Origin of the sequence: Mucilaginibacter sp. McL0603, assembly GCF_049992945.1 — a bacterium.
Classification (GTDB): Bacteria; Bacteroidota; Bacteroidia; order Sphingobacteriales; family Sphingobacteriaceae; genus Mucilaginibacter.
Genome location: NZ_CP188251.1, coordinates 1465169 through 1479830 on the forward strand (window position 1 = coordinate 1465169; position 14662 = coordinate 1479830).

The window sequence follows — 14662 nt, forward strand, 5'->3', positions numbered from 1 at the left end:
TAGTGTTATGAGGATAGCTGTAAACGGATTTGGGCGTATTGGAAGAATATTTTTAAGGCGTATTATTTTAAACCCGGCTATAGAGGTTGTTGCAATAAATGATCTGTCGGATACGGAAACGCTTGCCCATCTATTTAAATATGATTCTGTTCACCGTATATTCAATGGAACAGTTAGTGCTGATACCGGAAACCTGTATATCAATGGTAAGCAGATAAAGGTCCTTTCTGAAAAAGATCCATCAAAGTTACCCTGGAAAGAACTGGATATTGATCTGGTGATTGAATCAACAGGGAAATTCACTTCTAAACAATGCGCCGAACAACATTTAATTGCCGGAGCAAAACAAGTGATCATTTCTGCTCCATCAGCTGATAAAGATGTACCTACAGTGGTAATAGGTGTAAATGATGAGTCGATCGATCTGCATTCGCCTATCATTTCCAATGCATCCTGCACAACCAACAACGTGGCTGCTATGGTTAAAATACTGGATGATAACTGGGGCATTATAGATGGTTATATAACCACAGTGCATTCTATGACAGGCGATCAAAGTCTGCACGATGCACCCCATAAGGATTTGCGCCGGGCAAGGGCTGCTTCTGCTTCAATCATTCCTACTACCACAGGAGCCGCAAAAGCAATCACACGTATTTTTCCGCACCTTGCAGGGAAACTAGGCGGAGCTGGTATCAGGGTTCCGGTGTTGAACGGCTCACTTACCGACTTTACCTGCAGTCTGAAAAAACAACCTACCGTTGAGGAAATCAACCGGGCATTTAAACAAGCAGCTGATGGTCCTATGAAGAATGTGTTGGAGTATACTGAAGACCCAATCGTTTCAACAGATATATTAGGTAATCAGCATAGCTGTATTTTCGATTCAAAGCTTACCTCAATAGTAGGTGGCCTGGTGAAAATAGTAGGCTGGTACGATAACGAAATGGGCTATTCGAGCAGATTGGCAGATCTTGTAGAAAAAATAAGCGTATTAAAGCATGATCAGGTTTATTCAGACTGATGATGTTTTGGCCTTACGCAATGAAGTACTGCGCGAGGGCCGCTTAACTTTAGATGAATGCCGTTTCCCGAATGATGATGCTGAAGGCACTTTTCATCTTGGTTATTATGATAATGATCAATTAGTTTGCGTAGCATCCTTTCATCCTCAAAATTATAAGGAATATACCGGTAAGGCATACCAGTTGCGTGGAATGGCTACTCGCGAAAGTCATCGCGGCAAAGGCATAGGCAATCAACTCGTTAACTTTGCCATAGTTTATATGCGCGGGCAAAAAGTAAATTATGTTTGGTGCAATGCTCGCAAAAAAGCGATCAGGTTTTATCAGAACCTTGGTTTTGAGGTCATATCTGCCGAATTTGAAGTGCCGGGCATAGGCCCTCATCATGTGCTCTATTTAAAAATTCAATAAGCTCAAACACCTTTTTCATTTTTACGTTCAGAATTTAGAATTAATTGCTGAATTTGGCTGCCCGTAAACAACGTTCCTCTAAACAATATGAAAACAGTAGATCAAATAAATTTTTTAGGGAAAAAAGCCCTTGTCAGGGTAGATTTCAATGTTCCCCTTGATAAGGATTACAATATAACCGACGACAACCGGATGACAGCTGCTTTGCCAACCATCAATAAAATATTGAAAGATGGCGGGGAAGTGATCCTGATGTCACACCTGGGCAGGCCAAAAGGCGGTCCGGAAGAAAAATTTTCCTTAAAACATTTGATTCCGCATTTGTCAGATCTTTTGGGTCAGCATGTAGAATTTGCAGATGATTGCATCGGTAAAGAAGCAGTTGACAAAGCAAAGGCATTGGCAAAAGGCCAGGTATTACTGTTGGAGAACCTTCGTTTTTACAAAGAAGAAGAAAAAGGAGACAAAGATTTTGCTCAAAAGCTGGCAGCCTTAGGCGATGTATATGTAAACGATGCTTTTGGTACAGCACACAGGGCGCATGCCTCGACGTCAATTATTGCACAGTTTTTCCCGGATGCTAAATGCTTTGGTTACCTGATGGCAGGTGAACTGGCTAATGCCGAAAAAGTATTAAATAATGCCGAAAAACCTTTCACTGCTATTATGGGTGGTGCCAAGGTATCTGATAAAATAGAACTGATTGAAAAGCTGCTGGATAAGGTAGATAACCTCATCATTGGCGGTGGTATGGCTTATACTTTTGCTAAGGCGCAGGGTGGTAAAATAGGTAAATCATTAGTAGAAGAGGATAAACTTGACCTGGCTAACAGCCTGATCGCAAAAGCAAAAGCTAAAGGAGTGAACCTGTTGTTACCAACAGATTCTATTGTCGCGGATAATTTCTCTAACGACGCCAATACGGATACTGCCCCAAATGACAGCATTAAAGATGGTTGGATGGGATTAGATATCGGTCCTGCATCAATTAAAGCTTTCAGTAAGGTGGTAGAATCATCAAAAACCATTTTATGGAACGGCCCTATGGGCGTTTTTGAGATGGAGAAGTTTGAGCAAGGCACCAAAGCAATTGCCGAAGCAGTAGTTAAAGCAACTGAAAATGGTGCATTCTCCTTGATAGGCGGTGGCGACTCAGCTGCAGCTGTTGCTAAATTTAATTTCACTAATGATGTAAGCTACGTATCAACCGGCGGCGGTGCTTTGCTGGAATATATGGAAGGTAAAGAACTGCCGGGAGTTAAGGCAATTAATGAATAATTAAGGAAATTATAAATTTCTTTATGAAAAGCCCCGATTTATTGGGGCTTTTTTATTTTATTCATACTTTAGCCCTTCAACTCTCAATAATTAATGAAACGAAATCTACTATTCGCTTTAAGCCTTATGCTTTCAGCTTTGTGCTCCTATGCGCAGCCTAATACTTCAGATGCCGAGTATGTGAAGGCAAACTATCAGAAATATGAATACCAGATCCCAATGCGCGATGGTAAAAAACTATTCACATCGGTTTATGTGCCAAAGGATCAATCCAAAAAATATCCCGTCATGATGGACAGAACTCCTTACAGCGTTGGCCCTTACGGACCGGATGCCTACAAAGGAACGCTGGGGCCATCCCCTCTATTTTTGCATGATGGCTACATCTTTGTTTACCAGGATGTACGCGGTCGTTTTATGAGCGAAGGTATATTTGAAGAAATGACTCCTGAAAAGGAAGTACATAAAACAAAAAATGATGTAGACGAAGGCACTGATACTTACGATACCATCGATTGGCTGATCAAAAATCTCCCAAACAACAATGGAAAAGTAGGAGTGTGGGGTATATCCTATCCCGGCTTTTTTACTACGGCTTCATTACTAAGCAGGCACCCGGCTTTGGCTGCTGCATCTCCGCAGGCTCCAATGGCTGATCTATATCGTGACGACGCATTTCATAATGGCGCTTTTATGCTGGTTGCCAATTTTGGTTTCTATCCAGGCTTTACTAACAGACAGGATGATAAACCTACCCAACGTCGTGGCGGTCGTTTAAGTTACGGTACAGAGGACGGCTATGAGTTTTACATGAACATGGGTTCCGTAAAAAACTCGAACGATAAATTCTACAAGGATACCATACGCCTGTGGAACGAAATGCTGGATCACCCTAATTATGATCAGCATTGGAAAGACCGCAATGTGCTAACTCACCTGCATGATATTAAAACCCCGACCCTGGTTACCGGTGGATGGTATGATGCTGAGGATCTATACGGCGCAATCAATACCTACAAAACACTGGTAAAAGAAAACCCGAATACGCCAATATATTTCACTATGGGCCCTTGGGTACATGGTGGCTGGTCGCGCGGTAATGGGGATCATTTGGGCGATGTGGAATTCGGTGGACCGACAGGCCCGTTTTATCGCGAAAAAATAGAGTTCGCATTTTTTAGCCATTATCTAAAAGGTACAGATATGGACTTGCCAAAGGTTTCCACCTTTGAAACCGGTGTTAATCAATGGAAAAACTATAGTGTGTGGCCACCAAAGGAAGCGGAGGAGAAAAACCTTTACTTATTGTCTGGCGGAAAGTTGTCATTTGATGCACCTGCAGCAGCTGATAGCTTTGATGAATTTGTTTCTGACCCAAACAAACCGGTGCCATTTTATAACGATATCACCCTGGATATGCAGCGCGAATATATGACCGGCGACCAGCGCTTTGCCTCACGCAGGCCGGATGTATTAACTTACCAAACCGATGTATTGGATAAAGATGTAACCCTCGCCGGTAACATCTGGGCTGATCTGAAAGTGGCCATTACAGGCACTGACGCTGATTGGGTGGTAAAAGTGATAGATGTTTATCCCGATTCAGCCAAAAATAATCAGTTCACGACAAAAGGCAGCTACATGTCAAACTATGAACAAATGGTACGTAGCGAGGCCATGCGGGGCAAATTCCGCAATGGATTTGATAAGCCTGAGCCATTTGTGCCTGGCAAAGTGACTCCGGTAAATTTTGAGCTGCAGGATATGCTGCATACCTTTAAAAAAGGTCATCGTATTATGGTACAGGTACAAAGCACCTGGTTCCCGTTGATTGACCGCAATACGCAACAGTTCCAGGATATTATGAAGGCAAAAGATACCGACTTTAAAAAGGAAACGCACCGGGTATATACCTCCAAGGATCATCCGAGTTATTTGAAGGTGAGGGTGATGTAAAGTCTCTTTATAAATAGCTTTAGCACATTAATCAAAAACTTGAGGTCGCAAAATGCGACTTCAAGTTTTTGTTGAAAATGCAAATCTCTATTATAGCAATGGGTTTCAAACCTTGAGTGTTCGAAAGATTCAATTATCGAAATGAATTCCCTCCCTGGGGAGGGGTGCGGCTGGATGTGAGGTGGAAGGGAGGGGTTTCTGCGCTATTAAAGCTATCGAAAAACCCCTTCCTACACCTTCCCCGAGGAAGGAATCGCACATTCCCGCACTCATTTTTAATCTTTCGAACACGTTTAGTTTGAAACCCATCGCTATGAGGTTCAGATGGAAAACACAGAAATACTGGTTAAAGTTATAAAACAACAAGCGGAAGTGTTTTTGCTTGATGCAGGCGAATTTTTTCCGTTCGGGACATGTATTGGGAAAGACAATGCTATCATTCCTATCGCGGCTTGTATCGAAGATGAGAATGATAGACCAGAATCAGAGCCTTTGATTGAAATGCTTGAAAATAATATAAAGAGTGGATTAGCTAATGAGCATTTCATTATTGGCGCATTAGCATATGATGTTTTTCTGCATGAAAATCAGGAAAAATTTGACGCGATTGTAATATGTATTTATGAGAATGATAACTTCGTAAAAACACATTTTAAATATAGCATCCACGAAAGCCATGTTGAATTTTCTTAAATATAATTTAAGACTGCTGTTCATTCTACTTCTCACGATAACAACCCAATATTCTTTTTCCCAAACCGTCCAACCTTACATCCTCGAACACGAAAAAGATATCGCCAAAACTGAACCCGGTACTCACAACGGAGGCGGCAATACTACTGGTTACAGTTTTTTCTCAAAAGCGGATGGTTTAAAAATGGCCTTTCGCAAGCGGGTACTACATCCCGGCTCAGCTATTGGCTACCATTTGCAAAATGAGGACGAGATATATTATATCATTAGTGGTGTCGGCGAGATGCAGATGAACGGCAAAACCTTTCCTGTAAAAGCCGGAGATGCGATCCTGACAAGACCAGGCAGCTCTCATGGTTTAAAACAAACGGGTAATGATGATTTGACTGTTATCATTGCTTATCAAACTCCTTAATCTCACTTTTGCAATCTTGATGTCGCAAAATGCGATATCAAATTATTTTACCATAGAAGATTATTACTGTGGAGTATTTAGCCTGAATATCAAAAGTCAAGAATAAAAAATATATTTGAGTCTATGAGTAAACAAGTCCGCACAGTTGCAATCCCCGACGAATTAGTTATGGATAAAATCTATTTAATCCGCGAGCAAAAAGTAATGCTGGATGAAGACCTGGCTGAATTATATGGTGTAGAAACACGTCGGTTAAATGAACAAGTTGGCCGTAATATAGACAGGTTTCCAGAAGATTTCATGTTTAGGCTGAACGAGGAAGAGTTTGCCAACTTGAAGTCGCATTTTGCGACATCAAGTTGGGGAGGACGACGAACACCTCCATATGCTTTTACAGAACATGGTGTTTTAATGCTATCAAGTGTTTTAAATAGTAAGCAAGCTATTCAGGTTAATATACAAATAATGCGAATCTATACCCGAATAAGAGAACTGCTTCTTACTCACAAAGATATTTTGTTGCTGGTTGAAAAGGTCGAAAAGAAACTAATAAAGCAAGATCAAAAAATAGAGGTACTATTTACATATCTGAATAAATTTATTGAAAAGGATGAGACGCCCCGCACGTCAATTGGCTATAAGACCTATCCAAAAAAAGAATAATTATAATTAATACCATCCTTAAAATAGGAATCGACCTTTACAATTAATTTTACGATGATGTAGCAATGTGCTTATTCTGTGCGTAATACGCTATAAACCAAAATATATGCACAGAAACCTTATCGCACTTTTAATCTGGGTTGTATTATTCTCAGCCTGTACGAAAACCCATCAAAAAAACTCAGCATGTGGTACGCAGGTGTGTTCTGACATTTTTACAGCCGTCGAGGTTCATTTTACAGATAATACGGGTAAATCAATCAAGGTTTCAAACTTTACAGTATTTGATGTAACCTCTAATAAACAATTATATCCCGGCTTGCCTACTGCAAATCTTTTAGTGGGGTATTATACAGTAGCAAGCGACAGCAATATTAAGGATTACTCAACTGATGGTGATGTTATAAAGGTGTCTGGAACTGATTCCGCAACAGGTCAAACCAAAACCGTAAACTTTAAAATTTCAGGAGGCTGCAATTGCCATGTGGCCAAAATATCCGGGCCCGATAGTGTAGCTTTTGATTGATCTATTCCAATACCACCGTTTTATTTTTATAGATGAACACCCGGTCGTCAAAAACTACTCTCAGGGCCTGGGCTAAAACTGCTGTCTCTATTTCTTTACCGGCTTTCATCATATCACCGGCTGTGTGTGAATGGTCGGATGAGATAATCTGTTGCGCTATGATAGGGCCTTCGTCCAGTTCATCAGTTACAAAGTGGGCCGTAGCGCCCACCAGCTTTACACCGCGTTCGTATGCTTGCTTATAAGGGTTAGCACCTGCAAATGCCGGTAAAAACGAATGATGTATATTGATGATCTTGAGTGGGAATCGGCTTACAAAATCGGGCGATAAAATACGCATGAATTTGGCCAATACAATATAGTCATACTCGTACTGATCAATAATATCCAATATCTGTTTTTCAGATGCAGCAGTTGAATTTTCAAAAGCTACATGATGAAAGGGGATATCAAAACGTTTGCATATATCCTCCAGGTTGGTGTAATTGCCAATAACACATTGTACACTAGCGCCCAGTGTTTTAAAATAGTTCCGTATCAGGATGTCAGCTAAACAATGATACTCTTTGGTTACCATTATAATAGCCTTTTTTACTGGGTTTGGATTAACCCTTAACAGTGCATTTGGCGGCAAACGGTCACGCAGTTTTTGCTCAAACAATTCGTCTTCTGCTTCCTTATTGACCTCCAGGCGCATAAAAAATAAGTTCTCAGCTTTGTCCACATATTCATGCATGGACAGGATATTAAGCCTTTCTTCAGCCAGCAAACCAGATATTTTTGCCACCAGGCCAATCTGGTCGGTGCATTGTATAACGATAACCATAAGGTCAAATAAAGCAAAATAATTGCAATATCGCTTATCAAACAACGACTTAAGATTGCAAGGCTGGAAATAAGAGATGATTAACTATTTTTTTTGGCCCGCCTTCATTATATTCATCATCATCAGGTTGTATTTTGATTCGGTATATCCCGGGGGGATACTAAACATAGATGCCGGAAAGCTGTCCTTTTCTGCTTTGATGAGGTCCATACTATAGGTAAGGTCCTTAGTCTGGTTAGCCATCTTTACCATAAAGCCACCACAGCCTGCCTGGTCTAAAGCCTGCATCATTTTAGGTGTCACATTTTGTGTCGACATCCAGTTTTTTAACGTGATATATCCCGGCACGTCAGGGCTTGTCCATATATCCATCGTGGTAGAGTGTTTGGTCATACCCTTTCCTGAGTTCGACGTTAGTTTTGCATGCGTACAATTATATCCATCAACGGTCTCATTGCCAATTTTTGTTACCTGGAAACTTTCAAGTCCTGAATTAATTAATGAGGTATCGATAATATTAAGCGAATATGATTTACTGTCAGCATCCAGAAAGACACTGTAATTACGCTTGGCTATATTGCTTATTGCCACTAATGGGCTACCACCCGCCTTTGTGCCCGCTGCAGCAGCAATCATCCCTGCAAGGTTGATCTCTGACCGGCCCTGACCACTGTTTGTAAAGTAAGCGTTCACGGTATCCTTTATGGGATTCTTTTGTTTCGCCGTTGCAGTAATAAGGTATTGGTAATGCACGCCATTGCCACCGCCATCGCTCTTTTTGAATGTTGCTATCGCCGCCGCTGAATCTGCAGGAGAAACCGCATTGGCTTGTCCTATTTTACCCAGAAGCTTCATTGCCGCAGAGTCGCTGGAAGTCCCCGGGCTGTTTGCATGCGTAGTATCTGGTTTTTTGGGTTTTTGCCCGACCATCTTCATGCCGTTCGTGATGTTTTTTAATAATTGTGCATCAGATGCCAGGGGATACAGGTATACCGTCATCAACAAGGCAATACTGGTCAATAATTTTTTCATAATCGGTTTTTGAGTGGTTTAAAATATCTGTTATAAAACAGCTTTATGTAATTGGTGATCTCATAGAGCCTAAACCAATTTCAGAAAATTAGGGTCATTTTCTGTTCTCTTCGTCAGCTTCGCCAGCAGTTTCTTTAACCCAATTTTGCTTGGTCAAAGTGTTGTTTATGCAAAAGTCCTTGAAGTCTAAATCGATGAAAAATGGACACAATAACGTACATTTTCATGACTTGGAATCGGTTAATTATTAGTAAAATTACACTAATAAATATTGATTTACAATCATAACAAGGCTAATTTCATTTAATTGATAATGATAAGGTTTATGTGTTTTAATTCATCAAAAGTGGGAGCAGGATAGCATACAAAATTTGTTGAAAACTTTTTAGTGGGAAAAAAGGGGGATTTGTGGGAAAAATGGAAAAAGTAATTTAATTTTACTCAGCGATAAGTGCGCGGAGTAGACTATGCCCCATTTCTTAGGTGAATTTGAATGTAAACTGGATGCCAAAGGCAGGATGATGATCCCTGTGGCTCTCAAGAAACAGCTTCCAGAAGCTGAGAGTGAGGGTCTTGTGATCAATCGTGGCTTTGAAAAGCACCTGGTGATCTACACCCGAAAGGAATGGAATAAGATCGTTGACGACCTTAGTAAACTCAACTCTTACGAGAAGCGCACCCGCGAATTTATCCGCTATTTTACCCGCGGCGCGACGGAATTATCGCTCGATGCCTCGGGTCGGGTACTTTTACCAAAGGCTTTAATGGACTATGCCGGCATTAATGTCGATGTTGTGCTGGCTTGTCAGTTTAATAAAATAGAGGTGTGGGCGCAGGATGCCTACGATACTCAGATGGATAATGAGCCCGAGAACTTTGCCAACCTGGCAGAAGAAGTAATGGGTAGTGGAAGGAGGAAAGAGGATGAGTAATTACCATACCCCCGTAATGTTAAAGGAATGTATCGATGGACTGAATATTCACCCGGATGGCACTTATGTTGATGTGACTTTTGGCGGTGGTGGTCATTCGCGCGAGATCATGAAGCATTTGGGTGATGGTGGCAGATTACTTGCCTTTGATCAGGATGCTGACGCGCAACAAAATATAATTGCTGATGATCGCTTTGAGTTCATTGATCAGAATTTCAGGTATCTAAAAAACTTTTCCCGTTTGCACAATGCTATCCCTGTGAATGGGATACTGGCAGATCTTGGTGTTTCATCCTATCAGTTTGACCAGGCCGAGCGTGGTTTCTCTATTCGTTTTGATGCTGATTTAGATATGCGGATGAATCAATCTGCAGGATTAAGTGCAAAGGAAGTGGTAAGCACTTATGACGAGGCTGACCTGCATCGCATATTCGGTATTTATGGGGAAATCAAAAATGCAAAATCACTGGCACGTACTATCGTTACAGGTCGCTTAAATGCGCCGATCAATACGGTTGCTGATCTTAAAAATGTCATCGTGAGTCTTATCCCGAAAGGAAAAGAAAATAAATACCTGGCACAAGTATTCCAGGCTTTGCGGATAGAAGTAAACCAGGAACTGGAAGCATTAAAGGATTTTCTGATTCAATCCGCAGAAGTTTTAGTATCGGGGGGCAGATTGGTGGTAATGTCTTATCATTCACTTGAAGACAGGTTGGTAAAAAACTTCATCGCCAAAGGGAAATTTAGTGGCGAGGTGGAGAAGGATTTTTATGGTAATGATCAAAAACCTTTTGAAGCTGTAAGTCGCGGAGCGATAACAGCATCAGAAGAAGAGATAAAAAATAATAACAGAGCACGGAGCGCTAAATTAAGAATAGCTGTAAAAAAATGACCAATCGTTTAAGAGCAGAAATTCCGGAAGATGAAGTTGAGAAAGAACTTGTTGTTGAAGAAAAACCAACAAAGGAGATTTCTGAGAATGTTTTGTGGCGTCTTTTTAAAAGGAAAGTTAATTCTGAAAAGGCTACTGATGCTTTGCCTTTTGTATTATTTCTTGTGCTTTTAGGAATGATCTACATCGGCAATATGCACCTGGCCGAAAAAAATATACGAAATATAGATAAGCTGAATAAAGAAGTAAAAGAATTAACCTGGGATTATAAAACAACAAAGGCTGATCTGGCTTTTAAGAGTACGCTTTCTGAAGTAGCAAAGCGCGTAGATACGCTGGGTATTAAACAGTCTCTTGAACCACCTCAGAGACTAAAGGCACAGGAGGTAAAAGATGGCAATTAAGTTGAGCATCCGTACCAATATACTGATCAGGGTATACCTTGCGTTCGGTCTTATTTTGCTTTTTTCAGGAGCAGTGGTGTTTCAGCTTTGTCGTGTACAAATTGTTCAGGGTGCAAAATGGAAGGCGATGGCAAAAACAATGTCAGCCAAATACATGCCTGTGGATGCTACACGTGGAAACATATTTGCATCAGACGGCAGTTTGCTGGCTACATCGGTGCCGGAGTATGAGCTGCATATGGATATGCTGGCAAGTGGTGTTGCGGATGACGCTGTGTTCCAGGAAAAAGTAGATTCTTTGGCCCTTAGTTTAGCGCATTTTTTCCATGATAAATCACCAAGGGAATATGCGAAAATATTACGCAAAGCGCGCAATGATGGCGAGCGTTATCTGTTAATCAAAAGAAAGGTTGGTTTCCAGGAATTAAAACAGGTTCGCCAGTTCCCCATCTTTAATATGGGTAAATATAAGGGGGGATTAATCGTTATACAGCAAAACAAACGCATTCTGCCTTACCGCTCATTAGCTGCGCGTACCATAGGTTATGAAATAGACAGTGCAAATACTGCTAATGGAAAGCAAATAGCGGTTGGCCTGGAAGGAGCTTATGCCGACTATATTAATGGCGAAAACGGCAAACGCCTGATGCAGCGTATGGCTGGCGGTGTTTGGATGCCCGTGAATAATGATGGTGAAGAAGTAGAGGCGAAAGAAGGTGCTGATATAATTTCTACAATTGATGTTAATTTCCAGGATCTGGCGCAAGCTGCTTTGAAAAGGCAACTGATCAAAAGTGCGGCTGACCATGGTTGTGTGGTATTGATGGAGGTTGCTACTGGTGAGATAAAAGCTATTGCAAACTATACTCATACCAAAGACGGAGATTATGAAGAGCGTATGAACTACGCTATCAGTGAGTCTGCCGAGCCGGGTTCTACCTTTAAACTGGCGTCATATATGACTGCTATTGATCAGCGTAAGATCGATACAAGTTCAGTGATAGATGCACAGCATGGCGAATATGAGTTGATTAATCCGCGCAATGGCAAAGTGGCACTTAAAATAAGGGACGCTGAAGATCCGGGTACTATAATAAGTGCAAAACGGGCTTTTGAAGAATCATCCAACGTGGCGGCGGCTAAGTTTATTTATGCCCATTACCATAATAATCCGCAGGAGTTTACCGATAAACTTTATAGCTATCATCTGAATGAAAAGAATGAGTTGCAAATCCCGGGTGAAGGCAGGCCGCGTATCAAAAATCCACGCTCGCGCGATTGGAATAAATTGCAATCACTTTCGCAAATAGCTTATGGATATGAGTCGAAATTAACGCCCTTACAGATGCTGACCTTCTATAATTCGGTAGCAAATAACGGTACAATGATAGCGCCGATTTTTGTAAGCGAAATACGTCATCTGGGAAGTACTATTGAACGTTTCCAGGCACGGGTGATCAATCCAAAAGTGTGCTCTGACAGAACACTTGGCAGATTAAGAGGTATGCTGGAAGGTGTGGTACAGGAAGGTACCGGAAAACTGGTAATTAAAAACAGCTTGTACAGCGTGGCCGGTAAAACCGGTACAGCACAGATCGCCAATGGGAAATTGGGTTATGGGGCTAAAAACTCACACCAGGATAGTTTTTGCGGATATTTTCCGGCTGATAAGCCTAAGTACTCAATGATCGTGGTGATACATGACCCTACAGTAGGTTCACACCTGGCCGCATGGGTTGCGGGACCGGTTTTCAGAGAGATAGCAGATAGAGTTTATTCAAGCGATCTGGAAATGAGCCAGGCTACGCCATTGCATTTAGTAGGTAATACGCAGATGCCAAAAGCTAAAATCGGTGATCGCAAAGCGGTGCAGGAGGTGTATAGTAAATTAAATATTAAACCCCTGTATGCTTCCAATAATGCAGGAGTAGATACCAGTGACGGCTTGGCTTTTGAAGATATCCAGAATAAAAGAGGTACGGTACCCGAAGTTACAGGCATGGGTTTAAGCGATGCTTTATATGCACTGGGCAATGCGGGGTATAAAGTTTCGGTGCATGGCAGCGGAACGGTAATAAAACAATCGGTTACAGGTGGGAGTGTTATTCCAAAAGGATCAAAAATAATAATCGAACTACAATGAGGTATTTAAGCGACATTTTAGAGGGACTTGCATTTACAGAACTTCATGGTAGTGCTGATATGGAGATCAGCGCCATTGTTTTCGATTCTCGCAAGGTAGTACCCGGGGCACTGTTTGTGGCAGTAAGGGGCACACAAGTTGATGGGCATGATTATATAGATCAGGCGGTGAGTAGTGGTGCTGTAGCGGTGATCTGTGAAGATTTGCCTGCGCATGTAACTGGCGAAGTAGACTTTTTTATGGTGGCGGATACATCCATTGCCTTAGGAACAGTTGCCGCTAATTTTTATGATAATCCATCAAAAAAATTAAAGCTGGTTGGTGTTACAGGCACCAATGGTAAAACAACGATAGCGACTCTTCTTTATAAGCTATTCCGCGATTTGGGTTATAAATGCGGATTGCTATCAACAGTTGAAAACCAGATCAATGGCGAGGTAGTGGCTGCAACGCATACTACGCCAGACCCGGTTGTGTTGAATATGCTGCTTGACGAAATGGTGGCGAAGGGCTGTGACTATTGCTTTATGGAAGTAAGCTCACATGCAATCGTCCAGCATCGTATAGCCGACCTGAAATTCACCGGCGCTATATTCTCCAACCTGACACATGATCATTTGGATTATCATAAAACCTTCGATAGCTACCTGAAAGCCAAAAAGGCATTCTTTGACGGGTTGCCCAAAAATGCATTTGCGTTAACCAATGTCGATGATAAAAACGGAATGGTTATGCTGCAAAACACCCAGGCCCATAAAAAAAGCTATGGCCTAAAAAATATGGCTGATTATAAAGCCCGTATTGTAGAAAACCAGTTTAGCGGCTTGCTGCTGAATATTGATAACGAAGAGGTGTGGTTCAAATTGGTGGGTACTTTCAATGCCTATAACCTGATGGCGGTATATGCAACCGCTATGCTGCTTGAACAGGATAGAGGTAAAGTACTGACCAGTTTAAGCAAGCTAACAGGCGCAAGAGGAAGATTTGATTATGTAATTGCACCTAACGGCATCATTGGTATAGTGGACTACGCCCATTCACCTGATGCGGTACAAAATATCCTAAGCACTGTACATGATGTGCGCAAGGGCAAAGAAAAAGTGATCACAGTACTGGGTTGCGGTGGCGACAGGGATAAAACCAAACGCCCTATAATGGCAAAAGTGGCTTGCGAGTGGAGCGACAAAGTAATTTTTACTTCTGACAATCCCCGCTCGGAAGACCCTGCCCAAATTATTAAGGATATGGAAGAAGGCGTTGATCCTGCATTCAAAAGGCATACAATGAGTATTGTGGACAGGCGCGAAGCAATTAAAGTGGCTTGCAACCTGGCACAGCCGGGAGACATTGTAGTAATAGCCGGAAAAGGTCACGAGAAATACCAGGAAATAAAAGGAGTGAGAAATCACTTTGATGATAAGGAGGAGTTGATGGCAATTTTTAATCAAATGAATTAGCGGATG

General features: G+C 41.6%; 15 protein-coding genes. 13 read left to right on the forward strand and 2 right to left on the reverse strand.

What is annotated here, in order from left to right; genetic code table 11:
* The first annotated feature begins 7 nt into the window (after positions 1-7).
* From gap to ACPPVU_RS06855, 8 genes are all read left to right on the forward strand, one after another.
* On the forward strand, positions 8-1024 hold the full coding sequence (gene gap, locus ACPPVU_RS06820; protein WP_426670935.1) for a type I glyceraldehyde-3-phosphate dehydrogenase: 1017 nt from the start codon (positions 8-10) through the stop codon (positions 1022-1024).
* Positions 1002-1436: a GNAT family N-acetyltransferase gene (locus ACPPVU_RS06825; RefSeq protein WP_426670936.1), complete on the forward strand. Its 435-nt coding sequence runs from the start codon at positions 1002-1004 to the stop codon at positions 1434-1436. Before gap ends, ACPPVU_RS06825 begins: the two co-directional genes overlap by 23 nt.
* Positions 1437-1523: 87 nt before the next feature.
* Positions 1524-2714: a phosphoglycerate kinase gene (locus ACPPVU_RS06830; protein WP_426670937.1), complete on the forward strand. Its 1191-nt coding sequence runs from the start codon at positions 1524-1526 to the stop codon at positions 2712-2714.
* 93 nt (positions 2715-2807) lie between these two features.
* Complete coding sequence (locus ACPPVU_RS06835; protein WP_426670938.1) at positions 2808-4670, forward strand: CocE/NonD family hydrolase; 1863 nt, start codon at positions 2808-2810, stop codon at positions 4668-4670.
* Positions 4671-4994: 324 nt separating this feature from the next.
* Positions 4995-5363, forward strand: coding sequence for a hypothetical protein (locus ACPPVU_RS06840; RefSeq protein WP_426670939.1), 369 nt, complete (start codon positions 4995-4997; stop codon positions 5361-5363).
* Entirely contained in the window at positions 5347-5778 is a 432-nt protein-coding gene (locus ACPPVU_RS06845) for a cupin domain-containing protein (RefSeq protein WP_426670940.1), read from the forward strand. The genes ACPPVU_RS06840 and ACPPVU_RS06845 overlap by 17 nt, the downstream gene beginning before the upstream one ends.
* 123 nt (positions 5779-5901) lie before the next feature.
* Positions 5902-6441, forward strand: coding sequence for an ORF6N domain-containing protein (locus ACPPVU_RS06850; protein ID WP_426670941.1), 540 nt, complete (start codon positions 5902-5904; stop codon positions 6439-6441).
* 106 nt (positions 6442-6547) lie between these two features.
* The gene (locus ACPPVU_RS06855) at positions 6548-6967 is read left to right on the forward strand and encodes a hypothetical protein (protein WP_426670942.1); all 420 of its coding nucleotides are present in this window, start codon (positions 6548-6550) and stop codon (positions 6965-6967) included.
* Between the two features lies 1 nt (position 6968).
* Here the strand turns inward: ACPPVU_RS06855 and purU are convergent, their stop codons facing one another.
* Positions 6969-7793 carry a formyltetrahydrofolate deformylase gene (gene purU / locus ACPPVU_RS06860; protein WP_426670943.1) on the reverse strand — a complete coding sequence of 275 codons (825 nt, stop codon included), beginning with the start codon at positions 7791-7793 and terminating at the stop codon, positions 6969-6971.
* Between the two features lie 84 nt (positions 7794-7877).
* Positions 7878-8825, reverse strand: coding sequence for a DUF4412 domain-containing protein (locus tag ACPPVU_RS06865; RefSeq protein WP_426670944.1), 948 nt, complete (start codon positions 8823-8825; stop codon positions 7878-7880).
* Positions 8826-9292: 467 nt separating this feature from the next.
* On the opposite strand from ACPPVU_RS06865, the gene mraZ reads away from it, so the two are divergent.
* Genes mraZ through ACPPVU_RS06890 form a run of 5 tightly spaced genes read left to right on the forward strand, consistent with a single transcriptional unit; the run spans position 9293 to position 14656 of the window.
* A complete protein-coding gene (gene mraZ / locus ACPPVU_RS06870; protein WP_426670945.1) occupies positions 9293-9757 on the forward strand; it encodes a division/cell wall cluster transcriptional repressor MraZ in 465 nt (154 codons plus the stop codon).
* Positions 9750-10652 carry a 16S rRNA (cytosine(1402)-N(4))-methyltransferase RsmH gene (gene rsmH / locus ACPPVU_RS06875; RefSeq protein ID WP_426672187.1) on the forward strand — a complete coding sequence of 301 codons (903 nt, stop codon included), beginning with the start codon at positions 9750-9752 and terminating at the stop codon, positions 10650-10652. Before mraZ ends, rsmH begins: the two co-directional genes overlap by 8 nt.
* Positions 10649-11056 (forward strand): FtsL-like putative cell division protein, encoded by a 408-nt coding sequence (locus ACPPVU_RS06880; RefSeq protein ID WP_426670946.1) that lies wholly within the window; start codon positions 10649-10651, stop codon positions 11054-11056. The genes rsmH and ACPPVU_RS06880 overlap by 4 nt, the downstream gene beginning before the upstream one ends.
* A complete protein-coding gene (locus tag ACPPVU_RS06885; protein WP_426670947.1) occupies positions 11046-13199 on the forward strand; it encodes a penicillin-binding protein in 2154 nt (717 codons plus the stop codon). Before ACPPVU_RS06880 ends, ACPPVU_RS06885 begins: the two co-directional genes overlap by 11 nt.
* Entirely contained in the window at positions 13196-14656 is a 1461-nt protein-coding gene (locus ACPPVU_RS06890) for a UDP-N-acetylmuramoyl-L-alanyl-D-glutamate--2,6-diaminopimelate ligase (RefSeq protein ID WP_426670948.1), read from the forward strand. Before ACPPVU_RS06885 ends, ACPPVU_RS06890 begins: the two co-directional genes overlap by 4 nt.
* Positions 14657-14662 lie beyond the last annotated feature (6 nt).